A 23,539-nucleotide genomic window follows, 5' to 3' on the forward strand; every position below is an offset into this window, starting at 1 on the left:
TCGGAACATTGGCCGCGTGCGCTGGCGCGTGAGCGGGTCACAGCGACGCCACCTTTCCTGTGGCGGCGTCTCCCAACCGCCAGCAATACGCACAGGTGAGGAACGGATCGTCGCCAGCGCGTTCCCAGTAATGCCGACCGTCGGTGCGCAGCGAGCGTGTGCAGATTGCCTCGGTTTCGACCTGTTCGCGGGTCATTCGATGTCCTTCCGCCAGGCGTCGAGGGTCTCGTGCCAGTCGGTGACGTAGCGCTTGCGGTGTCGGCCGTGCGCGAGGTGCTGCTCTTCGATCGCGGTGGGCTGCATGTCGCCGAGGGCGTCGACGTACGCCTCGGCGATGGTGCGGGCGGCCTGCTGGTCGAGCGCGGCAGCTTGATCGAACGGTGTGGTGCTGCCCGAGTAGAGGCTGTGCACGGCCGCGGCGACACGGTCGACAGCGCGGGCCCGGATTTCGGCGGGGGTGTGGTCAGTACTGGTCGTCATGTCGCCTCCGGCAGATGTAGCCGTCCTCGGTGGACGCGATGTCGTCCCCGGCTTCGATGGGCTTGGAGCACAGTGGGCAGCGGCCGCCGAAGCGCGACGGAAACCAGTCCAGCGGTTCGGGTTTCGGCAGGTCCTGTTCGCGGCAGTGCGCACACCACGCCTTGGGCATGTCTTCGTCGAGTGGACACAACTCCTCGACCACGCTCATCGGCTGCTCGCCTCCGCCCGCATCGCGTTGGTGGCTGCGGTGACGAGACCCCATGCGCCGTCGCCGTATCGGTGCCACACGCGGCCTCGCCACAGGGTGGTGTGGTCCTCGTCGACCACGGTGGCGTCGTAGGCGTTCACGTCGTCGGGGTATGTGCCATCTTGGCCCGCCACGCGGACGGCACGGACGGCACCGATCCGTTCCCCGTTGACCTGCAGCTCGCAGTACAGGCTCATCGGTCGCCCGCTTTCGGATTTCTCCGGATGTAGTTGATCAGCTCCAAGAGCGTGAGGATTCCCCAGAAGGTGGCCCATACCCAGTCGGCCGGGACGTGGTGCGTTACAGCGTCATTGGCGGCGATGGCGGTGCAGACACCGAAGATCACGACCCACATGTCGACTCTCCGTCCTCCGGCTGCCGGGCCGGTTCTTGAACATCTGACCAATTCACCTCGGAGCGCCTGGTTTTCATGACGTCCGCGATGCCGGTCAGCACCTTGTTCTCGATCTCGCCCTGATGCCAACCGGCGTGCCCGTTCGGCAGCGTGCACCAGACGGCGCGATGGTCGTCGATTGTGAAGAAGTTCGCGCCGCTGGTTGTCGCCATGCAGCGCCAGCCGAGCAGGCGCTGCAGGCGCTGCAGGGCGTCGAGCTGCTCCGGGGCGTTGGCCTTCTGCTTCAGGAGGGCGCGTTCGCCTTCGAGAATCTTCACGTACTCCTCCAACGCGCGCCGCGACCTCCACACGGCATCGGTGTCAAGGACCTGCAGCAGGTTGGCGACATGGATGCGTTCCGCCCGCAGCGCGGCGAGGATCGCCCCCGTGACGGCGCTGACTCCGCATTCGTCGAACCAGGCTTCCCAGTCATTGATCTGCTGATCGGTAGCGCGGACAGGCCGTGAGTGCCATTCGCACCCGTTCGCGGGCGCATCGACCAGTCCGCCACAGCGGCATCGGTGGATACCGTCGCAGCGCGGCCCGTTGTCGCAGGAGCCGTAGCCGCATGTCCCTGGGCGGCGCGGCACGAAGTCTTCGGTGATGTCAGGCATTGGCTGCCGCCTCCAGATCCACGACGCGGGACAGCAGCCATTCCACCGCTGGCACGACGCTTTCCCGGATGTCCACATCGGGCGGGATGCGGCGGGGGAAGCCGTTCGGGGACAGCAGACCCTGCACCTGCTGCAGTTCTTCCTCGGCGGCGACCAGGGCGATGCGGCGCTTCTCCAGCTTGGCCTCCAGCTCGGTGATGCGGGCGCGGTACCGTTCGGCGGTTTTTGCCCAGTGCTCGGCCCGGCGCTCGAAATCCATTGCGCGGTCGCGGTGATGCTCCATCTCGATCAACGTCTGCTCCGCGTACGCCCGCGCCTCGTTGATCACCTTCGGGCCGGCCAGTTTGTCGAGCTGCTCGACGACCGCCTGGGCGATGGTGGCGGCGATATCGACATCGATGCTGGGCGCGAAGTACTCCGGCATCAGCGGGGGGACCAGTGTGGTCGGGTGTCCTTCAGGCTGCGCCATTGTTGGTCTCCCCTTGTCGACGGTGTGGAACGGGTTGAAGGCTTCGATGAGCCGGGCGCGGTGGTCGACCTCCGGGCGGTCCGCAGGGAGCGACTCGATTTCCGGCTCCGGCTGCCACAGCACAGACCACTGGCCGTCCGGCAAGTGCATGACGAACTCCCACCAAGGCTCCGCGAAGTCGAGGAAATGAACCTTGGTGTTGTGGCCGCGCCACTCGCCAGACCCGCCGTGGTCCACAGAGGCGATGTCGCCGTGCGCGGACCGGAGAACGGTGCCGGTGGGCTCGTTCGCGATCGCGGCGGTCGCGATGACGCGGGCGGGTGGACGCCAGCCCGATTCGAGAAGGCTCGCGGCGACCTCGCGCTCGTCCGCGCCGTCGCCGCTCTCGCCTGGCTCTCGCCTGGCGTCGGCGAGGTCGACGGTCAGCAGGTCGAGTGGGTCAGACATCGGTCTTGGCCTCCTCCGGCTGCCACAGCACGGTGACGGGCAGGTCTCCTGCGAGATCCTCACTGAGGATCTGGCCGACCTCGTTCGGGAATTCCCATGCCTCCTCGTCTTTCTGGGCCGCTGTGCCGAGCCGTGTGCAGATGATCGACCGGTCCGGGAGCGCGTCCAGTTCCTCGACGGTCTCGACAACCCGCAGCGCGGTGTCGGTCGGCGGCTGGGCGGTGTCGGGGATGGGGTCAGGCATGGTGTCTCCGTTCGAATTTCGGGCGCAGGTGGGGTTTGCAGGTCAGGCAGGGCTGCGGGTTGTCGCCGTCGCGGTCGATCCACTTGTCGACGCAGCGCGGGTCGTGCGGGGCGGGCGCCTCGTCGAGCTCGTCGCCGGTCCGGTCACGCATCGGCGAGTACCTCGTTGACGGTCTTGACGATTCCGCCGAGGCCGAGCGGTCGACTCGGTTCGGCTTCGAGGGCCTGGCGGTCGGCGACCTTCGTGCGGAGCTCGGTGAGCTGCTGCTCGGTGAGCTCGACGCCGGGCGTGCGGCCGAGGGCGACGTGGCGCGAAAACCGGTGCGCGTCTGGTGGTGCGAAGCCCATGTCCTGCAACGCTTCGTTGACGGTGTCCATCAGGCGGCGGTTCTCCTCGGGCAGCGACTTCAGGGACTCGAAGTAGGCGTCGCGGGAGTGGCGCACGATCGAGGCGGGCAGCGGTTTGAAGCCTTCGGGGGCGAGGCGGTAGGCGCGGGTGACACCAGCGAGCAGATCCTCACGCGAGAGCCCGGAGTCGGCGAACACCTCGGCCCAGGCGAGCACGGTGGATTCGCCGCCTTTGGGGAACCACGGGTCGTTGCTGGCGCATTTGGCCAGGACTTTCCCGGCGGTCTGCATGTCGTAGTCGCTGATCATGCGAGTAGCTCCCTCATCGGGTCGAGTTGCGGCTGTGGCTGTGGCGGACTGCTGGTGAGGCGGGTAGCGATGTCGAGGTAGCCCTGGACCTTCTGGTCGGCGCTGGAGGGCCCGAGCGGTGTGACGGTGGGCGTGCGGCGCTGGTGCTCGTCGAGGGCGTTGAGCCGCAGCTGGTCGTACTTTTCGCGGAACTTGGTCATCGACAGGATGTTCTTGTGCCAGAACGGATCTCGCTGGCACCAGTCGATGAGGTTCAACGCTTTGTCGAGGTCGCGGCCGTCGCGGTCGAGTAGCAGCCGCGCGTCGGTGCGCCATTTGGCGGTGATGACGGCCTTCGAGCCGTTGGTGGTGATCCGCTCGTGGAGGCGGGTGCACAGGGCTTCGACGTCGTCGCGGGGCGGCGGGGTCGGCGTTTTCGCCGACGTAATACTTGGGTCGGGTCGGGTCGGGTCGGGTCGGGTCGGGTCGGGTAGGCCGGACACGTCCGGGACACCCGCGTCTGTCCCGTGGGACATTTCCGGGACATCTTCGGCCGTCCCGTGGGACACGTTCGGGACATCTTCGGACTGAGCCGACTTCGCAGCGGCCTGGTTCTTCTTCACCTCGCGATAGGCGCGTTTGCGCTCGGCTTCCCGCTCACGCTCGGCGATCACGACTGCCGCTGTGGGCTGGTTCTTTGCCCAGTTCGTGAACTGCCAGCCGCCGTCGACGACTTCCCAGAGGCCAGCCTCGACGAGGCGGGCGGCGATGGCCGCGGTGCCGCACAGCTCAGGCAGCACGTAGTCGGGAACGAATCCGTCAGTGAGTTCCTTCGAGCACCACGTACCCGCGAGCAGGTAGACGCCGACCGCTGCCGCGCGGTACTTACGCGGGATCCGAAGCACTTCGCGCGAATTCGAGAACCCGTCGTCGGTTTTGAACCAAGGCATCACGTGCCCCCAATCTCGAAAAGCGCCGGCGTCGCCTCGTCGGCGTCGCGGCGGCAGTTGCGGCACAGCCGGTCTCGGGGCACCTCGACATCGGGCGCCCAGGGGGTGCGGCATTCCCGGCAGTCCATGAGCACAACCGGGCCGTGCGTGCCGACCCGGTAGCGGTGAGGAATAGGGCGCGGCGGTGTCACCGCGCGGGCGGGCAGGGCCGCGGCCCGGCTGCTGCCAGGACGCGGCCCTGCCACGACATTGCTGTCGCTCATGCCAGGGCGGTGACCTGGTCCGGTGCCGGGCCGTAGACGATGGTGTGCCCGTGGTCGGCGTCGAGCTGCTCGGCGACCACGGTGACCGCCGAGGCGAACGCGTCGCGGACCACCTCGTCGAGGGCGAGCACCTTGAACCCGAGCTGCAGGCCTTCACGGCCGATGCGGTAGCGCAGGGCGGCGGACAGCTCGATCTTCTGTCCACCGCGCCAGATCGGCAGGCCGAGAACGAAAGTCTCGGGCACCTCGATCTCGCCGGACGCGCCCGCCTTGGCCTGAACGTCCTCGTGGTACCGGAATCGGACGGCGCCGGAGGTGCGCTGGATCCGGGCATCGAACTCGAGTTCCCGTGTGGCCTGGAAACTTTGGGCGAGTTCCAGCATGTCGGCCGCGGTCGGGTCGGTGATGTCGGCGTAGTTGTCTTCGATGAACTCGATGAACTCGCCCTGCTTGAGCAGCTTTCCGCTCGTCTGTGTCCAGCGGCGCAGCTGCTCGGAGGGGGTGAGCTGCAACGCGACTCGGTGATCGCGCCAGCCGTGGAAGTTGACGACAGCGGTCAGTCGGGCGGCGCCTTCGTTGGCGAAGATCACCGAGCCGTGGTGCTCCGCCATCCCGAGCAGGGTGGCGAAGCTGGCGACGTCGGACACGGTCGACTCGCCGCGGGCCCGGTACGGCTCGAAGGCGTGCTTCTCGTGGGAGATGGCGGCGACGCGTTCGCCGTCGCGCAGGATGTTGACGTGCACCTTGCTGCCGTTCGGGTGCCAGTCCTGGTTGAACCGCATGGAGTCCAGGGCGATTTCAGCGGCGGCGTCGGTCTCGGTGCGGTCGATGTTGTTGGTGCTCATGCCTTCTTGGCCTTTCCGATGGTGATGGGGTTGGACGGGACGACGCGGATGCCCTCGAATTCGAGTTGCGAGGGGTCGCTGCGGGTGGGGTTGCCGTTGGCGTCGACGAACCACAGCGACTCGGGGCGCGGCCGGGTCGGGATCTTCTTGGTGACGACGTCGGCGATCGACAGGGCGCTGTGGTTTTTCTGGATGCTGGCCTTGATCGTGAGCGTGATCGAGCCGGGCTTGCGGGTGTCCTGCACGGCGGCGATCAGCTCGTGCATCGCCTCGGACATCTCGTTGGCGACCGCGCCACGGCGCAGCTCGGCGATGAAATCGACGATCGGCCGAATCACGGGCTCATCGGTGGTGGGCTCAGGCTCGGACATCACGACTCCTTGGGTTCGGTTGCGGGTGAGACGATTTCGGCGATCAGGCCGCGGATCCGGGCGTGCGCGTCGGTCTCATGGAGCGAGCCGGACGGGTAGCCGAAACCGGCGATCATGGCGTTGATGACGTCCCCGAGTTCCATGGCTGCGGCCAGCCGCTCGAGGAGGCCCAGGCCGGCGGGGAGCGCGTCGACGATCTGCCCGAGTCGCTTCTCGATCTGGCCGAGCTCGTCGACGATCGCGAGCAGGCCATGCGGCATCGCGCCATTGGACAGATGAGCCTGCGCGTCGCGCAGGGCGACGACACCGGCGTCGTCGGTGAGCAAGCCACGCTCCGCGGCTTGCTGTCCGATGTCGCGTATTGCCTTGAGAAGGTGGAGCGCGCTCGGCAGGCCGTTCGGAATGTTGTCGGTGCTCATTCCGCACCGCCTACGGCCGCGCTGGTGATCCGGTCGTACCAGCGCCGGACCCAGCGGGCGTCGCCCATGGCGGTGTGCCGCTCGCTCTTGCTCGGCGGCTCGACGCCGCACATCCGCGAAAGGTCGTCGGACTTGCACGGCAAGTCGACCGTTTCGCCCAGGGCCGCAAGCCAACCCATGGCCATCACCTCGACATCCAGGAGGTGGTAGTGCCACGCCGGGCACAGGTCATGGCGCCACAGCATCGCCGCCAACGTCTCGGTATCGAAGTTCGGGCAGGCCCCGACGATGTGCGCGCCGCGCGTCCACCGCTCGACGATCACGGCGGCGCGCTGCTCGGGGTACAACGCCTCGTCGACCTTGAGCAGAGCGTCCGCTTCGGACGGATCGACGACGTCGTCCGACTCGTACTCAGCGTCGAACGCTCCGCCGATCTCCTTGCGATACAGCGGATGCCGCTCGTGGAAACCTCCGATGTTCAGGCCGATCAGCTCAGCGTTGGCGAGTTCCACATCGGACACGTAGAGGGTGATCTCGCGCTGCTCGTCGCCGTCGCGCCGGATCATGCCGATCTCCCACGGTCGGCGGCCGGCGTGCAGGCCAGTGGTTTCGGTGTCCAGGAAGACGATCGGCGTGCTCACTGGGCACCGCCTTCGGCCGCGGCCTTCGCCTGCTCCGCGGCGAGCGTCTCGATGAGCTCGGCGATGAGGATCTCGCCCTCTTCGATGGTGAGCTTGCTGGGGTCCGGGACCGGCTTTTGCAGGATCATCGACGCGAAGTCGCGCTGCTGGGCCTCGTCGGTGACCTTGAGCTTGGTCATGAGCTCGCCGATCTTCTCCGACTGCTCGGCCGTGATCAGGTTCGGCGCAGCGGGCTTGTCGGCCTTCCGCGTGGTGCGAGGCCGCTTCGGCTGCTCAGGTTCGGCAGGCGTATCGACCTGCGCAGGTTCCGGTTTCGCGCTCGAATCTGAGGGCGCTTCGGCCGCCCGGTCGTCGACCCATTCGACGACTACGGGCGGCGGGGCAGCATCGCCCAGGACGTCGCCCGTCGAGATCCGCTCGGATGCGACGCGCACCGGCGCGGGCGCGGGCTCGGATTCGAGATCCTCGGACGTACGCGAGATACCGAGCAGCACGTCGGGGGCGAGGCGGCGGCAGACCTCGGCGGCGGCCTTGGCGTAGAGCATGTTCGCCGGGTCGGTCAGGTACTTCATGTTCCCGTCGAGCTTGCCGTTGGCGTTGAGTGCGTACTTGCCGGTCTTCTCGTCGATCCGAGGGACGTATCCGGCCTGGATGGCGCGTTCGATCGTCCAGGTGCTCGTTTCGGTGTCGCCGCCGGGCGCTGTGCCGGTGACGGTGGCCACGGTGCCGGTCGATTCGACGGTGTGGAATCGGTACCCGCGCCGCTTGAGCATTGCGACCATGGTCCGGGCGTAGATGGCCGGCGTGCCGTGCACGGTGAAAATCTGCTGTAACGACTGGATGGGGTTCAGGCCGATCTCCGCGCCATACAGGATCGCCACGGCCGCGTCAGCGGGCTTGCCCCGGTACACGGGTCCGGCCAGCGGTGTGCGGCACAGCTTCTCGGCCAGGTTGTATGCGGTGTCGATCACGTCGAGATAGACGGTGACCGCGCCGAGCGGGTCGCCGAATCCCGACCCGAGCGTGGGCACGAACTGGTCGTCGGTGGTGGTCGCTACTTCTGTTGTCACAGGTATTCCTCCCGCTTGTATGCCCGTGCGGGCAGATCTCTTTCGTGGATGCCGAGGTGGTGGGTGGGCCATTCGCCGGTGGCGAGGCAGTGGGCATAGATGGCGAGTGCGCGCGCGTTGTCGCGCTCACCGAGTTCGACGGCCCGGTCGGGCAGCTCGACGACGTACGTCTCGTATGGCGGATCGGTGCAGACGACGAGGAACATGAACGCTGTGCGGATCCCCAGTAGCGCGAACACCTTCTGATAGAGCGCCTGCTGCCGGTGGTAGCCGAATTTGTCTACGCTCCACATGAATTCGTCAGGGCCCGGCTCGCTCGACGTTTTGCCGTCGCCGATCACCGCGGCTGTCGGACCCGTCCAATGCACCCGGTCGGCACGGACACGCAGCATGACGCCGGTCTCAGGGTCGCGCGCCCACGCAGACAATTCGGATTGCCCCGAGGCGAGCAGCCGCGCTACCTCGGGGTGTGCTCGCAGGTTGTTCGCGGCGGTGTGCGCGGCCTCGAATTCACGGGGCCGCATCGGGATACCACCCGCGGCGCGGATCTCGGCGACGCGCTTCTTGGCCTCTTTCGAGTTCCAGAGCTGGTGGCCGCTGTTCACCGGCTGCGCGCCGACCTCGAACGCGATCGTGTGTACCGCGGTGCCGAATTCCATCTCTCCCGACGGCGGTTTCGGGTTGTCACGCTCGTGCCGCCACCGGTACGGAGTCACCGCGAGCAGACGGCGTAGCTGCGACGAGGAGATAGAGGCGCGGTCGCTGTGGTAGACGTCCTCGGGAACGCCGGCGTAGAAACCCGGCTCGGTCGGGGCGGTCACGACTGCATCACCGCCTCGGCGGTGACCGTCACGGACTCGATCGCATCCAGGTTCCAGATGCACCCCGACGCGCAATCCCACCCGTAGTACCAGTCGAGGCTGTGATGACGCTCCCACAGGTGCGGGGTGATGATGACGCCGTCGTAGCGCTGCACGACGGTCGGCCAGTCGATGCCCCAGTAGCTCTTGCCGTAGCCCATGCGGATGTTGAAATCCGAGGGCGCAGCGAACTCGTCGTGGAAGCGGTCGATCTCGGCGACGGAGGTGACGATTCGGATGTTGGCCGACTCGCGCAGCCGCACTTCGTGCGCGACCGCGAGGGTGTCGACCCTGAACTCTTGGCTCCGGCACCAGGTGGGCCAGTCGGTGTCTCCCTCGACGGACACCCAGAAGCCGACGGGCTTGGTGAATATCCCCCGGTCGCGCTGCGTGTAGACGCGCGAGCGGTCGAGGGTCAGTGGTTCTTCCTGGTAGTGCATCAGGCGTTCGGTCAGGGCCATCACAGCGCCTGCATTTCGTCGTCGGCCCACGGGTCGTCGCCGATGAGGCCGACGCCATCGCAGTCCGGGCACATGCGCCCGCGGCTCAATTCGCCGGTGCCGCTGCAGCGTTCACACACGGCAGCGTCGCTGATCAGGTCGTTGGGCTCGGCGAGCGATGCAGCCGCGTTCAATCGGCGGCTCACAGGCCCACCGCCTGGAGGAACCGCGCACCGGCGGCATCGAACTCGGGCCGGTCGGTGATGTACCAGATCTTGACCTTGGTGTCGATGTTCATGCCGTCGAGGCGGCCGGTCAGCCTGCGCCGACCGCTCACGGTTTCGTCGCCGTCGAGGCCCAGCAGGGCGGCCCACCACTCGGCGACGGCCCGCGGGTCATCGTGGCGGTGGGCGCTGACCAATGCGATCAGCTCGATGTATTCCGCGGAGATCTGAAAGTTCCAATTCAGGCGCGGCGCGTCCGGTGCGAGCGCATTCATGAAGTCGGAGACGGCATTCTCGACAGCCGACTCGAATGCGTAGCCGTCCACGGTGATCGGTGTCTGCGTCACTGGGTCACCGCCTGGCGCTCGTCGGCCAGCCCGGCGCGGCCCGTCCAGGCCGGATCCGTGAAGTCGGACTTCAGCGTGCCGCCGCGAACGAGCGACTGCCGCCCGGCGCTCGCGGCGACGTACCTCTCGTTCCGCTCGTCATAGATGGTGTGCCGGTCGGTCACCGCTTCGGCCGCGGCGCGGCGCGCCTGGTCCTCGGTTTGCGCGGCGATGTCGGCGCGCCGCCGCCGTGGCCACCAGCGGTTGCCCGGTGCGTGATGCTTGCCCATGTAGCATTCCTTTGCATCTCTGGAATGCATCCCGCGAGGTAGGAACTCGCGGGATGCTTCATTTCAGGGGTTGATGGGGTCGCCCGTCGGCGAGGTGTTCGCCCCGCCGGTGGGCGACTTGATGCCGAGCAGCTGCAGGACAGCGCCGGTGATATTCCTGATCACGCGCGGCACGAGGATTTGGCCGGCCATGGCCGCGCTGGTGTCGACGATGTCGGCGACGAGCGCATACTCTTCGGGCTCGAGGGGTTCCGGAAGTGGCAGCGCGGTCAGCGGCCGATGCAGCAGTCCGTGCGCCTCGACGTCGGCCTCGTAGGCGACGTACCAGGGGGTGTGGGTGCTCATCGCCGACCACCAACGGACGCGACGATGAGGGCAGCGAGGCCCAGGGCGATGGCAACGATTGCGACGCAGAGCCAGTCGATCACAGCGCCGCTCCCCAGCAGTTCAGCCACATGCCCGTGAGGACTCCGCCGCCCACGATGAGCAGCGCGATGAAGTCCCAGCCGAGGATGGCGGCCGTGTCCGGAACATGATGCGGGCGAGGGTGATTCATCGCGGCCGCCTGCCCGCCAAGATCGCGCGGCGCAGCAGCGGACTCACTGCCGCGAACAGCAGCGACCAGGCGGCGACGAAGACCAGCGCGCCGGTCACGCGCCAGCTCCGATCGGCCACGATCCGATCGGGGTGTGCAGGGGAAGGGGCAGGGGTTCCGGGATCGGCCGCGGGGCCGGGTGGATCAGCGAGCAAATCCAGGTGAGCAAGTCCATCGCTATCTCTCTGTCTGCGTAGGGATTTGGGAACGGTGCGCGGCCGGGGGGGGAGATGGGGAGTCCTCAGCGGCCACGCGGCCCGCGATGGCGTCGATGGAAGCCATGGCGGAACTCTGTTAGGCAGTGCGGGCGGTCAGCTGCGGCGCGGTGCGAGCCCGCTCACGCTCGGTTCGCGCATAGCCGCGCATGAGGCGGATCGCGTCGTCCAGGTCTCCGGGCTTGAACTTCTTCTTCTGCTCGTCGATCCATGCCTGCATCGCGGGATCTACGGCTGGCCGTTCGGGACGGCTCACGAGGCTTGCTCCATCGCCTCGTCGTCGTCGAGTTGCAACGCTCGCTCCATCACCTCGTTGACGAGTTGCACCGGGTCGATCTTGAGAGCCCCAGCGATGGCAACCAGGTTGGACAGACTGAACGAGCTCTTGCCGGAGATCCGCCGCCGCCAGGTGGTGGATGACATTGAAATGGCAGCAGCAACCGCCGTCTGTGTGGTGCGCGCCCGCCAGATGGCGGTACGGACCGTTTCGGCTGCTGCCCGACTCGCGGTGTCCATGCGAGCCACGCTAGACCAAGTTCGGTACCTTTTCAACCGAGCTTGGTCTCCAAAGATCCCAGTTCGGTCACCATCTGGTTAACGTCGAACGAATGGCCGAGGGGACCGAAGGGGTTGCCATGGGCCTAGTTCGGTCCCCAAAATGGAGCGTATGGACACCACAGACTCCAGCGCCGAGACCGGAAACGGGCCCGAGGGCAGCGACGACGCCGAAGCCAAGCGCGTAGACAAGGTGCTCGGGCTCGAGCTACGAGCGCAGCGCGTTCGGCGCGGATTGAGCCAAGAGAAGCTCGCCGAGCTCATCGGCATGAATAAAAAAACGGTCGGCCGCCTGGAGAGTGGCGACCGACCGATCACGATGCAGCATATGGTCAAGATCTACAAGGCCGTAGGCATCATGCCCAGCGATCTCGTGAAGGCACTACAGGATGAGCTTGGCATCGAGCAATAGTCCGAGTTCGTCCATCGTCATCCCTCTGCGCCCGGCAGCGATAGCGATCCGAGACAGCTCCGCACTGGGGCGGCTCGGCGGAAACTCTTCTGCGCTCCCTCGTGTCATCGGATCGCTCACGGATTCGCGCTGAGGAATGCCGCCGACCCGGCTAATATTCCCAACTAGCCGAGCGCCCCATATGCCATTTGGGCAGCCGCGATGCGCGGCCACGCCCCTTGCGACATCAATGCCCATCGTTCCCACACATGCTCCCGCATTTACCAAGTGCAAGCGCCCCCCACTCGGGAGGGAGTTGGGGGAGCGTGCCAATTGCCTGCAGTGCGATCCTGCAAATTCAAAGCTAGCCGAATATTAGCGCTTTGAACAATCGATCACAAGCGTTCCAAGATCGAACTTTCGATGGCCAAGACATCGTGATCCGCGCAACTTGCGAGCTATGTAAAACGCGATGTAACAGTAAGTTTGCCGAATAACGCGGAATCCTATCGAGCGCCGCATTATATTCCCTGGATTTCCATGTAAACCGCAGCGACACGCTGACATCTTGTGCCACCTGACGAATTATGCCAAGTGAAGAATTGCACAATTCCCCGGGTGGAATGTGCACAATCGCTCAGGATGATTAGGAATTGGTCGTTTGGTTAAATCATGAATTGCGGGACGGGCTCTACGGATACGCCCAGGTCGCTGAAGCGGCCACGACGATCGACCTGCTGGATGGTGACTGTCATCGCCCGCCGAATGACTTCCCGCCGCTGCGGAATCGTGTAGGCAGTCCACTTGCGCCGCGCGTGCGGGCCGACGATATCGCGGAGTACCGGATCGACCGCATTGGTCATCGCGTCGATCCTCGCCTGCGCCTCGGCGATCTCCGATTCCAGCTCCTCGACATAGGTGGACATCGCCAGCGCCGACATGCGCGTCTTGGCGGCCTGCTTTATGTACGCCTTGATCTCGGCGCGCACACGATCGATCGTCGCCAGCTCATCGTCGATCGAGACTTGGTCCTCGTCTTCGCTGGCGGTCAGCTTCGCCAGCGCATCCGGGGCCTCCAGCAACTGCAACAGCAGCTCCTCGACATGGTCGTCGACTCGCTTCATATTGCGCCTCACATGTCCGTATTTTCGGCACGTGTAGGTTTCCGTCTTGCACCTCTCATCCAAGCCCTTGCGGCCGATGACCCCGGGCTCGCCCAACTCCAGGCAGGCACCGCACTTGGCGAGGTAGGTCAGCAGCCACATCGGTTCGTTGCCTCGGTGCATCAACCGACCCGGATCATTGAGGATCGCGCACAACGGCCGATACCACTCGGGATCGAGAATCGGATCCCACGTCCCCTTGCGCGCGATCTGGTTGTCGTGAGCGCGGTATCCGAATGTTGTTGGGCTGATCAGGAACCGCCTGACGTCCCTCGGCTCGAATCTTCCACTACCGCCGGCCATCTTCCACTGCTCGGCAAGCTCCTTGCTGACGGCGCGAAGCGATACCGACGGCCCCTCGTTCAGAACCCGTCGCGCAGCGGTCTTCAATACCGCCTGCTGCGCTGGAATGACTTCCCTGCCGATCGCCCGACCGCCCTCGTACCGAATTCTGTAGCCGGGCGGCGTCTTACCGTGCGGCTTGCCGTCGGTGAGGTTCGCGTCCAGGGCCCGCAGGACTCGCTTGCGCGTCTTGCCAGCCTGCTTCGCGCCATCGAGGATGTCCTGCCACACCCTGTTCCGGTCGTCATCATCGTTGAGGTCCCATAGGCGCGAGTCGTAGTACAGCAGCACGCCGCGCTCGGCGCACAGGTCGCAAAATGCCCCGAACTCCTTCATGTCACGCGTGATTCGCGAGGGCTCCCACACCACGAGGACGTCGCCGCGCTTCAGGATCGTCGGCAGCGTCTGAAACTGCTCGCGATCGCGCCTCGAGTGCCGAGACGCTCCGCGGTCGTTGTCGGTCAGGACGGCCGCGATCGTCCACCCCTCGTATTCGCAGTCCGCGGTGCAGGATGCTTCCTGCTCCGCCACGCTGCGCCCACGCTTCCCGTCGTCCTTCGACACGCGCGCGTAGATGATTGCCCGAATGATTTCTACCGGTGACCTGCGTGAATGGCCAGACATACGGAGGATTTTAACAGTACCTGTATCGACAGGTGACAATCGCGACGTGGCCGTCCCAGACCGCAAGATCGCCGGGCATCAAGTCCCCTGGACCGACCCGCTGGTGCCCGTACCCCTGCTCCTGCGCCAGCCGCGGCAGCGAGACACCCGCCTGCGCATAGGCCCACTGGGTCAGACCGCTGCAGTCCATCCCTGCGCCGGGCGTCTCCCCACCCCACACATACGGCGTCCCCACCGCACTCAACGCATTCCGAACCGCATCCGCCGCCTGCTGATTCGGCGCTTCGACGGTGCTCCCATCCGGCAGCGTCACCCGTACCCCACCCCCTTGCGGCCGCGTAACCGTCGAATCATGGCCGCGATCAGGCGTCTTCGGCATCGTCACCGACGCCGGGCTGGTGTGCAGGCCGCCCGGCGAGAGCCCGGACCCGAGCAGCGTGTCCCCGGCCGCCGCGACCACGCCCCCGGCGGCCGCGAGGCTCGTCCCTGCCTGCGGCGCCACACTGTCCATCGGCACGCTCGCCGCCGGTACGACCACCGCATCGCCCGGTCCGGACGACCCGGGTGTCACCTGGCCGGGCGCCGGGACAGGTAGCGCCAACTCCGCCATGAGCGCAGTCTCCGAATCCAGTTCGGCCCGCACCCGCTCGACCACCCGCATGGCCTGCCCGATGTGATCGATCGCCGACTCCACCAGGGCCGCGACCCCACCCACGGTGAACCCGGCCGCACCCATCGCCTCGACCTCCACCGTGAACGATCGCAGAATCTCCTCCACCTCCCGCCGCCCGGCGGCGACCTCCGCATCCGCCCGCTCCACGATCGCCGCCATGGCCCGCCCCCGCTCCGCCGCCATGGCGGCCGAGGTCTGCACCCGCAGCGCCTCGTCCACGGCCGCATCACCGGCCCGCCCCCGCCACGCGTCGGACATCCGGTCGACACTCGCCCGGCTCTCGGCGTGAACCTGCTCCACAGCAGCCGACGTCTCCCGCAGCACCTCGGCGGCCCCGGGGGATCCGGACCCGAAGCTGCGCAGCAACTCGACGATCGGCTCCGCCAGCGCCCCGGCCGCCGGCTCCCCGCTCATCCGCCCACTCCCGCCCGAGTCCTCCCGCGCTGCAACATCTTTCGATCCACCCCGCCGCATCGCCTTGCCGCCCAGCGGATCTCGGGTGCGGCTGTCACGGCTCCGCGCCGACGGTGCCCAGCGTCGCGGCGTACGCGCTGTCGTGGTCGGTGTAGGCGGCCGTGGCGGTGGCGGTGGTGACGCTCGTGGCGGCGAGGGCCGTCGAGACCTCGTCGAGAGTGGTCACGTGGGTGCCGTGCGCCGCGGCGTAGGCGGTGAGGAAGTCGGTGCCGATGAGGCCGAAGGCGGGCACGAGTAGTTCGGGGGCGGCGGTGGCGGCATGCGCGGCGGCGGCCGCGAGGTCTGCGGCGAGGACGGTGGTGGTCGTCGCATAGGCGGTGAGGCCGTCGGGATGGATCGAGAGGCGGTGCATGAATGCCCCCTTCATGCCGGTCGCGGGATGGATGTCTGCTGCACGGGGTTGGACGCGGGGCGGGGCCGGGCGGTTCCCGGGGCGGAAGAATTCCGGTGGGCGGGGATCGCGGACGGCGGTGCTGACCTATGGTTTTCGTATGCGCACACTCGTCGTGGACCATCCGCTCGCTGCCGCCTTGCTGACCACCATGCGAGATGCCCGGACGACCAATCCGACATTCCGGGCCGCGCTCCGGGACCTGACCGGGATTCTGGTCTATGAGGCCCTGCGGGACGCCCCGGTGGAGCGATTCCCGATCGCCACGCCGGTGGCCGCCGCGGAGGGGACGCGGCTGAATGCTCCGCCATTGCTGGTTCCGGTGCTGCGCGCGGGGCTGGGCATGGTGGAGACCGCGGAGAACCTGATTCCGGACGCTCGGATCGGGTTCGTCGGCCTGGCCCGCGACGAGGAGACGCATCAGCCGACCCCGTACATGGAGTCGCTACCCGACGACCTGTCCGGCACCCCGGTCATGGTGCTCGACCCCATGCTCGCCACCGGCGGCTCCATGGTCTACACCCTGGACCTGCTGGCCACCCGCAATGCTCGCGACATCACCGTGCTGTGCGTGGTCGCTGCACCGGAAGGCATTGCCGCCCTGGAGAAATCGGGTCACCCCGTGCGCCTGGTCACCGCCTCGGTGGACCGCGGACTCAACTCCGACGCCTACATCGTCCCCGGTCTCGGCGACGCCGGCGACCGCCAATTCGGCCCGCGCTGAACCACTCCCGGGCTCAGAGCTTCTCGCAGAACATCCGGATCTCGGAGAGCCGCTGCGCCGCAGCGGCCTTGGCTTCTGCGAGCCCGTCCCGATCGGCCACGGGCACGAACGTCTCCAGATAGCACTTGAGCTTCGGCTCGGTACCCGACGGCCGGACCACCACGCGTAGCGTCGGGCCCTCGAAAACCAGTGCGTCGGTACGCATCTGCCCGCGCAGCCGAGCCATATCGGTGCAGCTCACCGCTTCCCCGGCGATCTCGGTCGGTGGGATCTCACGCAGCCGCGCCACCACGGCCGCCGCCTCGCTGACATCCGGCAGTCGCAACGACACCTGATCCCCGGCATGCACACCGAATTCGACCGCGAAGTCGTCGAGGACGTCGAACAGCGTCCGCCCCTCCGCCTTCACCTGTGCCACCAGATCCGCCGCGACGACCGCCGCGGAGATACCGTCCTTGTCGCGCACTGCGGCCGGGTCCACGCAGTGGCCGATCGCCTCCTCGTACGCGTACACCAGGCCCGCACCCGCCCGGGCCAGCCATTTGAACCCGGTCAGCGTCTCCGCGTACCGCGCCCCGCGCGCCGGAGCCAGCTTGCTCAACAGCCGCGACGACACGATGGTCGTGGCCACCCGGGAGTCCGGCGCGGCCGTCCGCAACACGAAATCGCCCAGCAGCACCCCGGTTTCGTCGCCGCGCAGCATCCGCCACCCGTGCGGTCCCCGCACCCCGAGCGCGCACCGATCCGCATCCGGATCGAGCGCGATGGCGATGTCCGCGTCCAGCCGATCGGCCAGCCCCAGCAGCAGATCCGCCGCCCCCGGCTCCTCGGGATTCGGAAATGCCACCGTCGGAAAATCCGGATCCGGCGCGAACTGCTCGGTGACCACCAGCACGTCGCCGAACCCCGCACCCCGGAGTGCGGCCACCGCCAACTCCCCGCCGACCCCGTGCATGGCGGTCAGCGCGATTCGAATCTCACTGCGTCGCCGGTTCGCGGACTCGCCGCCGATCAGGCTGGGCAGCAGGGTGACTCGGGCCAGATAGCGGCGGACGATCTCCTCGCCCAGCTCTTCGGCGGGAGTGCCCGCGGGCAGTCCGAGAATGCTCGGGTCGGGGGCGGCCGGTCCGGGATCGGTGCGGGGGATGTGCCCGGTGACGGCGTCGATGCAGCGCTCGATCTCGGCGTCGGCGGGTGGGATGAGCTGGGAGCCGCCGTCGAGGTAGACCTTGTAGCCATTGTCGGTGGCGGGGTTGTGGGAGGCGGTTATCTGCACTCCGGCAACGGCTTTCAGTTCGCGGACCGCGAAGGCCACCACCGGTGTCGGCAGCGGGCGGGGGAGGGTCAGCACCGAGAAACCGGCCGCCGCAAAGACTTCCGCCGTCGCGGCGGCGAATTCGGCGGAGCCGTACCGGGCGTCGCGGCCCACGATCACCAGTCCGCCGCCCAGGCAGCGGTCGCGCAGCCAGGCGGCGATCCCGGCGGAGGCCCGCGAGACGGTGTCCACGTTCATGCCGTCCGGGCCGTCCTGGAGCGGACCGCGCAGCCCGGCGGTTCCGAAGCGCAGCATCCCCGCGCGCCTAGAGGCGTTCCAGCACGCCGCGCAGCAGTTTGCCCAATCGCGGTGCGGCGGCGTGGCCTTCGGCCAGCACCTCGGCGTGCGAGAGGTGCGCGCCGGTGACCCCGGCGGCCAGGTTGGTGACCAGCGAGATGCCGAGCACCTTGGCCCCGCCCTCGCGGCAGGCGATGGCCTCCAGTACGGTGGACATGCCGACGAGGTCGGCGCCCATGGTGCGCAGCATGCGGATCTCGGCGGGGGTCTCGTACTGCGGCCCGGTCAGGCCCGCGTACACGCCCTCGGTCAGGCCGGGCTCGATTTCCTTTGCCAGTGCCCGCAATTCGGGATCCCAGGCGTCGACCAGGTCGACGAAGTTCGCGCCCTCGATGGGGGTGCGCCCGGTCAGGTTGATGTGGTCGGAGATGAGTACCGCCTCGCCGACCGACAGCCCGTCGCGAATCCCGCCCGCCGCATTGGTGAGCAGCACGGTCTGCGCGCCGGCGGCCAATGCGGTGCGCACATTGTGCACGACCTGGCCGGGCGCGTGGCCCTCGTAGAGATGCTGGCGGCCCATGAGCAGCAGCACCGGCGCGTCACCGACCGTGACGGAATGAATGGTGCCTTGATGCCCCTGGGCGGTGGGCGATCCGAATCCCGGCACCTCGGCCATCGGAATGGAGGCGGCCGGTTCGCCGATTTCGGCGGCAGCTTCCTGCCAGCCGGACCCCAGCACCACGGCAATCCGGTGCTGCTGCACTCCCGTTCGTTGCGCAATGGCTTCGGCGGCTAGTTCGGAAACCCCGCCCATGGCCTTCTCGGCTAGCATGTCGCCCACCCTAGTACCAGGTGATCTCGCACGCCCCGGGTGTGCCCGCGACCTGCCGTTTTCATCCCCTTTGTCCTTCTCGTTCGTGTCCTGCCGGTAATTGCTACCCGTCGGTAGGTATCTCGTCGCGCCCCCGCTACGCTGCACGCATGCCGTATTTGAAGCGTGATGGGGATGTGTTCGTGCTGTACCTCGGGACCGAGGGACAGGCCATCGACAACGAGAACCGCTTCCACCCCGACTGGATCACCGAGGTCCACGCGCTGCTCGACGAGGTCGAGGCGTCCGAGGGCCCGGCCGCCCTGGTGGTCACCGCTGACGGCAAGTTCTTCTCCAACGGCCTCGACACCGACTGGCTGTTCGGCAACTTCGACAAGAACTGCTGGTACCTCGACCGCGTGCACTCGCTCTACAGCCGCCTGCTGGCCTTCGGCCTGCCCACGGTCGCCGCGGTGAACGGCCACGCCTTCGGCGCCGGCGCCATGCTCGCCACCTCCTGCGACTTCCGAGTCATGCGCGCCGACCGCGGCTTCTGGTGCCTGCCCGAGGTGCACCTGGGCATGCCGTTCACCGTCGCCATGAACGCGCTGCTGACCAATCGCCTGGTCAATCAGGTCGCGGTGGAGGCCATGACCACCGGCCGCCGCTACGGCGCCGATGACGCCATCTCCGCCGGCATCGTGGACGCCAAGGCGGATGCGGATGTGTTGCTCGCCACCGCGGTCGCGCGGGCCGACATGCTCAAGGGCAACCGCAAGCCGAACCTGCCGGTCATCAAGCGCGCGCTTCACCAGCAGGCGCTGGCCGGGCTGGCCGTGGAGACGACCCCGGAGAACCTGGCCTTCAACCCGTAAGGGTCCGTTCCTTCTGCTTTGCAGGGGTTCGAGGGCTTGCCCTCGAACCCCTGATTGCTGAGCGTGCCGCGATGATTTCTGCGCGTCCCGCACTCTGCCGGAGATTTTCCGGCTTACCTGCTGCGACAGAGTTGCGCGGCAGTGCGAGACTGTTGGAATGTCACCATCGCGCAACGGCGATGACCGGAGATCCTGCGTACCGATCGGTCGGCACGACTCGTTCGTGCCGTCCTCGAATGCTGCCGTGGCATCGGCGGATCCGGCCCTGCTCGCCGCGGCCGATGCGGCCGTCGCCGGGTACCGCGATCAGCTGATCGCACTCTCCCACGACATTCATGCGGAACCCGAGCTGGCCTTCGAGGAATTCCGCAGCGTCGCAAAGACAATCGAGCCGTTGCGGGAACGCGGATTTCGCATCGAATCCGGCGTGGCGGAACTGCCGACCGCATTCACCGCCGAATACGGCAGCGGAGACCTGGTCGTCGGCATTTGTGCCGAATATGACGCCCTCCCCGAAATCGGCCACGCCTGCGGCCACAACATCATCGCCGCCGCCGGGGTCGGCGCGGCGCTGGGCCTGGCCGCGGTCGCGGACGCCTGCGGCATCACGGTGAAGGTACTGGGCACGCCCGCCGAGGAGTCCGGCGGTGGCAAGGTGCTCATGCTCGAGCGCGGCGTCTTCGACGATGTCGCCATGGTCATGATGGTGCACCCGGGCCCGGAGGATATCGCCGGTGCGCATTCGCTGGCCCTCGCCGATTTGTCGGTGGTTTTCCACGGCCGGGAATCGCATGCCAGCGCCGCGCCACAGTACGGGCGAAATGCCCTCGATGCCGTTACCGTCGCGCAAGTTGCTCTAGGTTTGCTACGGCAACATCTCCTGCCCGGACAACAACTCCACGGTATAGTCGGATCGGGCGGCGTCGCCCCGAATATCGTGCCCGGACACGCGGAGCTGCTGTATTACCTACGTGCGGTCGACTCCGCGACCCTCGATGATCTGATGCAACGAGCATCAGCATGTTTCGAGGCAGGTGCCCTGGCGACCGGGTGCACACATGAAATCCGGAAGCTTGCGCCGACATACACCGAGCTCACTCCCGATAGCGCACTACTGTGCGCCTATCGCGAGCAGATCACCGCACTCGGCCGCGAGCCGATCGCCCCGGAATTCGAGGCGGCACGGCCGCTGGGCAGCACCGATATGGGCAATGTCACCAATGTCATCGCCGGTATCCACCCGGTCATCGGCATCGATGCAGGCGGTGCGGTGACCCATCAGCCCGCGTTCGCGGCTGCCGCCGTGAACGCGTCGGCCGATCGCGCCGTCCTGGACGGGGCAACGGCACTGGCTCGCACCGCGATACACATCGCAGGTGACAAATTGCACAGGGACAGGTTGTCGGAACGAGTCATACAACGGCAGTTTCAGCGACAGGAGGACATTCGGTGAGCACAACCGGCCGGTCCGCGGCGCGCGTCAACGGACCACTGGCGGCGTCGTGCGTGAACAACACGCAGACGCCGGCCGGCGCCGCGATGGAATCGGCGACCGGGCACGAGGTAGTGGAGTCGTGGCTCGCGGAGCACATGGACGACCTCACGACGTGGCGTCGCCATATCCACGCCAACCCGGAGCTGTCCCGGACCGAGTTCGGTACCACCGAATTCGTGGAGTCATGGCTGGTCAAGGCCGGGCTCGAGCCGCGCAAGCTACCGAGCGGCACCGGCCTGATCTGTGACATCGGCCCCGACGGCCCGCGTATCGGCCTGCGCGCCGACATGGACGCGTTGCCGCTGCAGGAGTACACCGGGCTGCCGTTCGCCTCCACCGTGCCGGGCGTCTCACACGCCTGCGGGCACGACGCGCACACCGCGATTCTGCTCGGCACCGCGCTGGCGCTGGCCGAGATCGAGGACCTGCCGGTCGGCGTGCGGCTGGTGTTCCAGCACGCCGAGGAGGTCATGCCGGGCGGCGCCGTCGACATGGTCGCCGCCGGCGCCATGGAGGACGTCTCGCGCATGTTCGCGCTGCACTGCGACCCGCGGCTGGAGGTGGGCCGGGTCGGCATCCGGGTCGGTCCGATCACCTCGGCCGCCGACACCGTGGAGCTGGTGCTGGACTCGCCCGGCGGCCACACCTCCCGCCCGCACCTGACCAGCGACCTGGTCTACGCCATCGGCACGGTCATCACCGGCCTGCCCGGCCTGCTCTCCCGCCGCATCGACCCGCGCACCAGCACGGTCATGGTGTGGGGCGCGGTGTCGGCGGGCAAGGCGCCCAATGCGATTCCGCAGACCGGCATGCTCACCGGTACCGTCCGCACCGGCGATCACGCCACCTGGTCGCTGCTCGAGCCCATGGTCCGCGAGATCGTCGAGGGCCTGCTGGCCCCCACCGGCGTCCGCTACCAGCTCAACTACAAGCGCGGCGTGCCGCCGGTGGTCAACGACGAGCAGGCCGTGCGCATGTTCGAGGACGCCATCCGCGGTCTCGACCCCGACGCCCTCGCCGACACCCCGCAGTCCGGCGGCGGCGAGGACTTCTCCTGGTATCTGGAGGAGGTCCCCGGCGCCATGGCCCGCCTCGGCGTCTGGTCCGGTCAGGGCGAGCAACTCGACCTGCACCAGCCCACCTTCGACCTCGACGAGCGCGCCCTCGCCGCCGGAGTCCGGGTCTTCACCAACATCGTGCTGAACGCCCGCTGACAGAGACAACGAGGCCGGGCCGCACTGAAAAGTGCGGCCCGGCTTCACGTTTCGGGGAACCACTTCGCCTTGCCGGCGGGAACTACTTGGCCTTGTCGGCGGGAACTACTTCGCCTTGTTGGCGATGTCGCCCCAGGCGTGCCAGCGGTCGATCTCGATCCAGGCGGAGACGCGCTTCTGGTCGCGGACGGCATAGTCGCTGCCGATGTAGTGCTGGGCGATGCGGTCGATGACCGAGGAGTCGGGGTCGTTCTCCAGGGAGACGATGCGGCCCTGGATGCTGACGTGGCTGTACCAGTTGTCGCCGTCGAGGACGGTGAGGCTGATGCGGGGATCCTCGCGCAGGTAGTCCAGGCGCTTGCGGAAGTCGGCCAGGTTCACCAGGATTCGGCCGTTCTCGTACAGATACCAGGTGGCGACCGAAACCGGCTGGCCGTCCGGGCGATTCGAGGCGAAGATCGCCGGGTTGGGGCGGGACAGGAATTCGGCGATCGGGGCGGGCACGGGGGTGGCGGGCATCGGCTTCTCTTTCGACGGTTCGAAGATCGTTTGCGGTTCCCGTAACAGCGGCGCCGCGCCGAATCTTCCGGCCCGGCCTCGCTGGTCCGTCCGCACCGAGTCCGATGCGCCGCGCGTGCTACAGCCCGAAGGTGCCGGGGCCGACGTTCTTGCTGTTGCGGGTGCGTAGCGCGTGTGTGTAATCGTTTGGCGCACCGGCCTTCTCGGCGGCATCGGCGATGACGCCCAGGTAGCGCGCGGAGGGTAGCCCGCCCTCGTAGGCATCCAGGACGTAGAGCCAGGCCAGCACCGGTTCGTTGCCGGTCCCCGCGTTCGTGGTGACGCGCAGGCGGATCTTCTTGTGGATGCCGAAGTCCGAGCCCTCCCAGCGGTCGAGGCTCAGCTCGTCCTCACTGGGAACGTCGTAGAGCACCACGAAGACCCGTTGCCCGGCCTCTTCGACCACCGTCGCCAGCGGTCCCTCCCAGCCGATGTCGTCCCCGGCGAAGGTGAGGCGCCACCCCTCCAGCCAGCCGGTTCCATACACGGGGGAGTGCGGACAGCGCTTGAGCATCTGCTCGGGATCCATGTTGGACCCGTAGGCGGCGTAAATCGGCACGGTAGAAGCCTATCGAACAAACCCGCAAGACCATCCCCGATCCCGATCACAAGGCGGTTCGCACGGGCCCGATCGATTGCCAAGGAGTCGCCAAAAGGA

General features: G+C 67.4%; 39 protein-coding genes. 5 read left to right on the plus strand and 34 right to left on the minus strand.

Annotated elements, in window-relative coordinates; all coding sequences use genetic code 11:
- Positions 1-37: 37 nt before the first annotated feature.
- From ACFXN1_RS32380 to ACFXN1_RS32510, 27 genes are all read right to left on the minus strand, one after another.
- Entirely contained in the window at positions 38-196 is a 159-nt protein-coding gene (locus ACFXN1_RS32380; RefSeq protein WP_379441534.1) for a hypothetical protein, read from the minus strand.
- Complete coding sequence (locus tag ACFXN1_RS32385; protein ID WP_379441535.1) at positions 193-480, minus strand: hypothetical protein; 288 nt, start codon at positions 478-480, stop codon at positions 193-195. Before ACFXN1_RS32385 ends, ACFXN1_RS32380 begins: the two co-directional genes overlap by 4 nt.
- A complete protein-coding gene (locus ACFXN1_RS32390; protein ID WP_379441537.1) occupies positions 464-688 on the minus strand; it encodes a hypothetical protein in 225 nt (74 codons plus the stop codon). The genes ACFXN1_RS32385 and ACFXN1_RS32390 overlap by 17 nt, the downstream gene beginning before the upstream one ends.
- On the minus strand, positions 685-924 hold the full coding sequence (locus ACFXN1_RS32395) for a hypothetical protein (RefSeq protein WP_379441538.1): 240 nt from the start codon (positions 922-924) through the stop codon (positions 685-687). The genes ACFXN1_RS32390 and ACFXN1_RS32395 overlap by 4 nt, the downstream gene beginning before the upstream one ends.
- Positions 921-1,082, minus strand: a complete 162-nt coding sequence (locus ACFXN1_RS32400) for a hypothetical protein (protein ID WP_379441540.1) — start codon at positions 1,080-1,082, stop codon at positions 921-923. The genes ACFXN1_RS32395 and ACFXN1_RS32400 overlap by 4 nt, the downstream gene beginning before the upstream one ends.
- Positions 1,070-1,735: a hypothetical protein gene (locus ACFXN1_RS32405; RefSeq protein ID WP_379441542.1), complete on the minus strand. Its 666-nt coding sequence runs from the start codon at positions 1,733-1,735 to the stop codon at positions 1,070-1,072. Before ACFXN1_RS32405 ends, ACFXN1_RS32400 begins: the two co-directional genes overlap by 13 nt.
- Entirely contained in the window at positions 1,728-2,651 is a 924-nt protein-coding gene (locus ACFXN1_RS32410; RefSeq protein ID WP_379441543.1) for a hypothetical protein, read from the minus strand. Before ACFXN1_RS32410 ends, ACFXN1_RS32405 begins: the two co-directional genes overlap by 8 nt.
- Entirely contained in the window at positions 2,644-2,895 is a 252-nt protein-coding gene (locus ACFXN1_RS32415) for a hypothetical protein (protein WP_379441545.1), read from the minus strand. Before ACFXN1_RS32415 ends, ACFXN1_RS32410 begins: the two co-directional genes overlap by 8 nt.
- Positions 2,888-3,046 carry a hypothetical protein gene (locus tag ACFXN1_RS32420; RefSeq protein ID WP_379441546.1) on the minus strand — a complete coding sequence of 53 codons (159 nt, stop codon included), beginning with the start codon at positions 3,044-3,046 and terminating at the stop codon, positions 2,888-2,890. Before ACFXN1_RS32420 ends, ACFXN1_RS32415 begins: the two co-directional genes overlap by 8 nt.
- A complete protein-coding gene (locus ACFXN1_RS32425; protein WP_379441547.1) occupies positions 3,039-3,551 on the minus strand; it encodes a hypothetical protein in 513 nt (170 codons plus the stop codon). Before ACFXN1_RS32425 ends, ACFXN1_RS32420 begins: the two co-directional genes overlap by 8 nt.
- A complete protein-coding gene (locus tag ACFXN1_RS32430; protein WP_379441549.1) occupies positions 3,548-4,480 on the minus strand; it encodes a hypothetical protein in 933 nt (310 codons plus the stop codon). The genes ACFXN1_RS32425 and ACFXN1_RS32430 overlap by 4 nt, the downstream gene beginning before the upstream one ends.
- Positions 4,480-4,743: a hypothetical protein gene (locus ACFXN1_RS32435; RefSeq protein ID WP_379441550.1), complete on the minus strand. Its 264-nt coding sequence runs from the start codon at positions 4,741-4,743 to the stop codon at positions 4,480-4,482. Before ACFXN1_RS32435 ends, ACFXN1_RS32430 begins: the two co-directional genes overlap by 1 nt.
- Entirely contained in the window at positions 4,740-5,588 is an 849-nt protein-coding gene (locus tag ACFXN1_RS32440) for a DUF2303 family protein (protein ID WP_379441551.1), read from the minus strand. The genes ACFXN1_RS32435 and ACFXN1_RS32440 overlap by 4 nt, the downstream gene beginning before the upstream one ends.
- A complete protein-coding gene (locus tag ACFXN1_RS32445; protein WP_379441553.1) occupies positions 5,585-5,959 on the minus strand; it encodes a hypothetical protein in 375 nt (124 codons plus the stop codon). The genes ACFXN1_RS32440 and ACFXN1_RS32445 overlap by 4 nt, the downstream gene beginning before the upstream one ends.
- On the minus strand, positions 5,959-6,378 hold the full coding sequence (locus ACFXN1_RS32450) for a hypothetical protein (protein ID WP_379441554.1): 420 nt from the start codon (positions 6,376-6,378) through the stop codon (positions 5,959-5,961). Before ACFXN1_RS32450 ends, ACFXN1_RS32445 begins: the two co-directional genes overlap by 1 nt.
- Positions 6,375-7,019, minus strand: a complete 645-nt coding sequence (locus tag ACFXN1_RS32455) for a hypothetical protein (RefSeq protein ID WP_379441555.1) — start codon at positions 7,017-7,019, stop codon at positions 6,375-6,377. The genes ACFXN1_RS32450 and ACFXN1_RS32455 overlap by 4 nt, the downstream gene beginning before the upstream one ends.
- Positions 7,016-8,089, minus strand: a complete 1,074-nt coding sequence (locus ACFXN1_RS32460; protein WP_379441557.1) for a hypothetical protein — start codon at positions 8,087-8,089, stop codon at positions 7,016-7,018. Before ACFXN1_RS32460 ends, ACFXN1_RS32455 begins: the two co-directional genes overlap by 4 nt.
- The gene (locus ACFXN1_RS32465) at positions 8,086-8,910 is read right to left on the minus strand and encodes a PD-(D/E)XK nuclease-like domain-containing protein (protein WP_379441558.1); all 825 of its coding nucleotides are present in this window, start codon (positions 8,908-8,910) and stop codon (positions 8,086-8,088) included. Before ACFXN1_RS32465 ends, ACFXN1_RS32460 begins: the two co-directional genes overlap by 4 nt.
- Entirely contained in the window at positions 8,907-9,410 is a 504-nt protein-coding gene (locus ACFXN1_RS32470; RefSeq protein WP_379441559.1) for a hypothetical protein, read from the minus strand. Before ACFXN1_RS32470 ends, ACFXN1_RS32465 begins: the two co-directional genes overlap by 4 nt.
- Complete coding sequence (locus ACFXN1_RS32475) at positions 9,410-9,595, minus strand: hypothetical protein (protein ID WP_379441560.1); 186 nt, start codon at positions 9,593-9,595, stop codon at positions 9,410-9,412. Before ACFXN1_RS32475 ends, ACFXN1_RS32470 begins: the two co-directional genes overlap by 1 nt.
- Positions 9,592-9,960: a hypothetical protein gene (locus ACFXN1_RS32480; RefSeq protein WP_379441561.1), complete on the minus strand. Its 369-nt coding sequence runs from the start codon at positions 9,958-9,960 to the stop codon at positions 9,592-9,594. Before ACFXN1_RS32480 ends, ACFXN1_RS32475 begins: the two co-directional genes overlap by 4 nt.
- Positions 9,957-10,229, minus strand: a complete 273-nt coding sequence (locus ACFXN1_RS32485; RefSeq protein WP_379441563.1) for a hypothetical protein — start codon at positions 10,227-10,229, stop codon at positions 9,957-9,959. Before ACFXN1_RS32485 ends, ACFXN1_RS32480 begins: the two co-directional genes overlap by 4 nt.
- A gap of 63 nt (positions 10,230-10,292) precedes the next feature.
- Positions 10,293-10,574, minus strand: coding sequence for a hypothetical protein (locus ACFXN1_RS32490; RefSeq protein ID WP_379441564.1), 282 nt, complete (start codon positions 10,572-10,574; stop codon positions 10,293-10,295).
- A gap of 79 nt (positions 10,575-10,653) precedes the next feature.
- Complete coding sequence (locus ACFXN1_RS32495; RefSeq protein ID WP_379441565.1) at positions 10,654-10,785, minus strand: hypothetical protein; 132 nt, start codon at positions 10,783-10,785, stop codon at positions 10,654-10,656.
- On the minus strand, positions 10,782-10,904 hold the full coding sequence (locus tag ACFXN1_RS32500) for a hypothetical protein (RefSeq protein ID WP_379441566.1): 123 nt from the start codon (positions 10,902-10,904) through the stop codon (positions 10,782-10,784). The genes ACFXN1_RS32495 and ACFXN1_RS32500 overlap by 4 nt, the downstream gene beginning before the upstream one ends.
- A 214-nt stretch (positions 10,905-11,118) precedes the next feature.
- Entirely contained in the window at positions 11,119-11,295 is a 177-nt protein-coding gene (locus ACFXN1_RS32505; protein WP_379441567.1) for a hypothetical protein, read from the minus strand.
- Positions 11,292-11,555, minus strand: coding sequence for a helix-turn-helix domain-containing protein (locus ACFXN1_RS32510; RefSeq protein ID WP_379441569.1), 264 nt, complete (start codon positions 11,553-11,555; stop codon positions 11,292-11,294). The genes ACFXN1_RS32505 and ACFXN1_RS32510 overlap by 4 nt, the downstream gene beginning before the upstream one ends.
- A 151-nt stretch (positions 11,556-11,706) precedes the next feature.
- On the opposite strand from ACFXN1_RS32510, the gene ACFXN1_RS32515 reads away from it, so the two are divergent.
- Positions 11,707-12,006, plus strand: a complete 300-nt coding sequence (locus tag ACFXN1_RS32515; RefSeq protein WP_379441570.1) for a helix-turn-helix domain-containing protein — start codon at positions 11,707-11,709, stop codon at positions 12,004-12,006.
- Between the two features lie 644 nt (positions 12,007-12,650).
- On the opposite strand, the gene ACFXN1_RS32520 is transcribed toward ACFXN1_RS32515, so the two are convergent.
- The 3 genes from ACFXN1_RS32520 to ACFXN1_RS32530 all read right to left on the minus strand — a co-directional run bounded on the left by ACFXN1_RS32520 (position 12,651) and on the right by ACFXN1_RS32530 (position 15,613).
- Positions 12,651-14,114 carry a recombinase family protein gene (locus ACFXN1_RS32520; RefSeq protein ID WP_379463740.1) on the minus strand — a complete coding sequence of 488 codons (1,464 nt, stop codon included), beginning with the start codon at positions 14,112-14,114 and terminating at the stop codon, positions 12,651-12,653.
- A gap of 10 nt (positions 14,115-14,124) precedes the next feature.
- Entirely contained in the window at positions 14,125-15,201 is a 1,077-nt protein-coding gene (locus ACFXN1_RS32525; RefSeq protein ID WP_379440441.1) for an NlpC/P60 family protein, read from the minus strand.
- A 94-nt stretch (positions 15,202-15,295) separates the two neighbouring features.
- The gene (locus tag ACFXN1_RS32530) at positions 15,296-15,613 is read right to left on the minus strand and encodes a type VII secretion target (RefSeq protein WP_379440439.1); all 318 of its coding nucleotides are present in this window, start codon (positions 15,611-15,613) and stop codon (positions 15,296-15,298) included.
- Positions 15,614-15,752: 139 nt separating this feature from the next.
- Between ACFXN1_RS32530 and upp the strand changes: the two genes are divergently transcribed.
- Complete coding sequence (gene upp / locus ACFXN1_RS32535) at positions 15,753-16,376, plus strand: uracil phosphoribosyltransferase (RefSeq protein ID WP_379440438.1); 624 nt, start codon at positions 15,753-15,755, stop codon at positions 16,374-16,376.
- A gap of 13 nt (positions 16,377-16,389) precedes the next feature.
- On the opposite strand, the gene ACFXN1_RS32540 is transcribed toward upp, so the two are convergent.
- The gene (locus ACFXN1_RS32540) at positions 16,390-17,946 is read right to left on the minus strand and encodes a phospho-sugar mutase (protein ID WP_379440436.1); all 1,557 of its coding nucleotides are present in this window, start codon (positions 17,944-17,946) and stop codon (positions 16,390-16,392) included.
- 10 nt (positions 17,947-17,956) lie between these two features.
- Entirely contained in the window at positions 17,957-18,760 is an 804-nt protein-coding gene (locus ACFXN1_RS32545; protein WP_379394875.1) for a purine-nucleoside phosphorylase, read from the minus strand.
- Positions 18,761-18,909: 149 nt separating this feature from the next.
- Between ACFXN1_RS32545 and ACFXN1_RS32550 the strand changes: the two genes are divergently transcribed.
- The 3 genes from ACFXN1_RS32550 to ACFXN1_RS32560 all read left to right on the plus strand — a co-directional run bounded on the left by ACFXN1_RS32550 (position 18,910) and on the right by ACFXN1_RS32560 (position 22,323).
- Positions 18,910-19,614, plus strand: a complete 705-nt coding sequence (locus ACFXN1_RS32550; RefSeq protein ID WP_379440434.1) for an enoyl-CoA hydratase/isomerase family protein — start codon at positions 18,910-18,912, stop codon at positions 19,612-19,614.
- 265 nt (positions 19,615-19,879) lie between these two features.
- Positions 19,880-21,067 (plus strand): M20 family metallopeptidase, encoded by a 1,188-nt coding sequence (locus tag ACFXN1_RS32555; RefSeq protein WP_379394972.1) that lies wholly within the window; start codon positions 19,880-19,882, stop codon positions 21,065-21,067.
- An 86-nt stretch (positions 21,068-21,153) separates the two neighbouring features.
- Positions 21,154-22,323, plus strand: coding sequence for a M20 family metallopeptidase (locus tag ACFXN1_RS32560; RefSeq protein ID WP_379440444.1), 1,170 nt, complete (start codon positions 21,154-21,156; stop codon positions 22,321-22,323).
- A 105-nt stretch (positions 22,324-22,428) separates the two neighbouring features.
- Here the strand turns inward: ACFXN1_RS32560 and ACFXN1_RS32565 are convergent, their stop codons facing one another.
- Positions 22,429-22,842 carry a PPOX class F420-dependent oxidoreductase gene (locus tag ACFXN1_RS32565; RefSeq protein ID WP_379440433.1) on the minus strand — a complete coding sequence of 138 codons (414 nt, stop codon included), beginning with the start codon at positions 22,840-22,842 and terminating at the stop codon, positions 22,429-22,431.
- Between the two features lie 118 nt (positions 22,843-22,960).
- Positions 22,961-23,440: a gamma-glutamylcyclotransferase gene (locus ACFXN1_RS32570; RefSeq protein ID WP_379394879.1), complete on the minus strand. Its 480-nt coding sequence runs from the start codon at positions 23,438-23,440 to the stop codon at positions 22,961-22,963.
- Positions 23,441-23,539: the final 99 nt, after the last annotated feature.

It is taken from the genome of Nocardia sp. NPDC059154, assembly GCF_042755705.1.
GTDB lineage: Bacteria > Actinomycetota > Actinomycetes > Mycobacteriales > Mycobacteriaceae > Nocardia.

Bases quoted from the DNA above. Each gene is read 5' to 3' on its own strand.
- ACFXN1_RS32380 (WP_379441534.1), bottom strand. From the start codon at position 196: ATGACCCGCGAACAGGTCGAAACCGAGGCAATCTGCACACGCTCGCTG.
- ACFXN1_RS32385 (WP_379441535.1), bottom strand. From the start codon at position 480: ATGACGACCAGTACTGACCACACCCCCGCCGAAATCCGGGCCCGCGCT.
- ACFXN1_RS32390 (WP_379441537.1), bottom strand. From the start codon at position 688: ATGAGCGTGGTCGAGGAGTTGTGTCCACTCGACGAAGACATGCCCAAG.
- ACFXN1_RS32395 (WP_379441538.1), bottom strand. From the start codon at position 924: ATGAGCCTGTACTGCGAGCTGCAGGTCAACGGGGAACGGATCGGTGCC.
- ACFXN1_RS32400 (WP_379441540.1), bottom strand. From the start codon at position 1,082: ATGTGGGTCGTGATCTTCGGTGTCTGCACCGCCATCGCCGCCAATGAC.
- ACFXN1_RS32405 (WP_379441542.1), bottom strand. From the start codon at position 1,735: ATGCCTGACATCACCGAAGACTTCGTGCCGCGCCGCCCAGGGACATGC.
- ACFXN1_RS32410 (WP_379441543.1), bottom strand. From the start codon at position 2,651: ATGTCTGACCCACTCGACCTGCTGACCGTCGACCTCGCCGACGCCAGG.
- ACFXN1_RS32415 (WP_379441545.1), bottom strand. From the start codon at position 2,895: ATGCCTGACCCCATCCCCGACACCGCCCAGCCGCCGACCGACACCGCG.
- ACFXN1_RS32420 (WP_379441546.1), bottom strand. From the start codon at position 3,046: ATGCGTGACCGGACCGGCGACGAGCTCGACGAGGCGCCCGCCCCGCAC.
- ACFXN1_RS32425 (WP_379441547.1), bottom strand. From the start codon at position 3,551: ATGATCAGCGACTACGACATGCAGACCGCCGGGAAAGTCCTGGCCAAA.
- ACFXN1_RS32430 (WP_379441549.1), bottom strand. From the start codon at position 4,480: ATGCCTTGGTTCAAAACCGACGACGGGTTCTCGAATTCGCGCGAAGTG.
- ACFXN1_RS32435 (WP_379441550.1), bottom strand. From the start codon at position 4,743: ATGAGCGACAGCAATGTCGTGGCAGGGCCGCGTCCTGGCAGCAGCCGG.
- ACFXN1_RS32440 (WP_379441551.1), bottom strand. From the start codon at position 5,588: ATGAGCACCAACAACATCGACCGCACCGAGACCGACGCCGCCGCTGAA.
- ACFXN1_RS32445 (WP_379441553.1), bottom strand. From the start codon at position 5,959: ATGTCCGAGCCTGAGCCCACCACCGATGAGCCCGTGATTCGGCCGATC.
- ACFXN1_RS32450 (WP_379441554.1), bottom strand. From the start codon at position 6,378: ATGAGCACCGACAACATTCCGAACGGCCTGCCGAGCGCGCTCCACCTT.
- ACFXN1_RS32470 (WP_379441559.1), bottom strand. From the start codon at position 9,410: ATGGCCCTGACCGAACGCCTGATGCACTACCAGGAAGAACCACTGACC.
- ACFXN1_RS32485 (WP_379441563.1), bottom strand. From the start codon at position 10,229: ATGGGCAAGCATCACGCACCGGGCAACCGCTGGTGGCCACGGCGGCGG.
- ACFXN1_RS32490 (WP_379441564.1), bottom strand. From the start codon at position 10,574: ATGAGCACCCACACCCCCTGGTACGTCGCCTACGAGGCCGACGTCGAG.
- ACFXN1_RS32495 (WP_379441565.1), bottom strand. From the start codon at position 10,785: ATGAATCACCCTCGCCCGCATCATGTTCCGGACACGGCCGCCATCCTC.
- ACFXN1_RS32510 (WP_379441569.1), bottom strand. From the start codon at position 11,555: ATGGACACCGCGAGTCGGGCAGCAGCCGAAACGGTCCGTACCGCCATC.
- ACFXN1_RS32515 (WP_379441570.1), top strand. From the start codon at position 11,707: ATGGACACCACAGACTCCAGCGCCGAGACCGGAAACGGGCCCGAGGGC.
- ACFXN1_RS32520 (WP_379463740.1), bottom strand. From the start codon at position 14,114: ATGTCTGGCCATTCACGCAGGTCACCGGTAGAAATCATTCGGGCAATC.
- ACFXN1_RS32525 (WP_379440441.1), bottom strand. From the start codon at position 15,201: ATGAGCGGGGAGCCGGCGGCCGGGGCGCTGGCGGAGCCGATCGTCGAG.
- ACFXN1_RS32530 (WP_379440439.1), bottom strand. From the start codon at position 15,613: ATGCACCGCCTCTCGATCCATCCCGACGGCCTCACCGCCTATGCGACG.
- upp (WP_379440438.1), top strand. From the start codon at position 15,753: ATGCGCACACTCGTCGTGGACCATCCGCTCGCTGCCGCCTTGCTGACC.
- ACFXN1_RS32540 (WP_379440436.1), bottom strand. From the start codon at position 17,946: ATGCTGCGCTTCGGAACCGCCGGGCTGCGCGGTCCGCTCCAGGACGGC.
- ACFXN1_RS32545 (WP_379394875.1), bottom strand. From the start codon at position 18,760: ATGCTAGCCGAGAAGGCCATGGGCGGGGTTTCCGAACTAGCCGCCGAA.
- ACFXN1_RS32550 (WP_379440434.1), top strand. From the start codon at position 18,910: ATGCCGTATTTGAAGCGTGATGGGGATGTGTTCGTGCTGTACCTCGGG.
- ACFXN1_RS32560 (WP_379440444.1), top strand. From the start codon at position 21,154: ATGGAATCGGCGACCGGGCACGAGGTAGTGGAGTCGTGGCTCGCGGAG.
- ACFXN1_RS32565 (WP_379440433.1), bottom strand. From the start codon at position 22,842: ATGCCCGCCACCCCCGTGCCCGCCCCGATCGCCGAATTCCTGTCCCGC.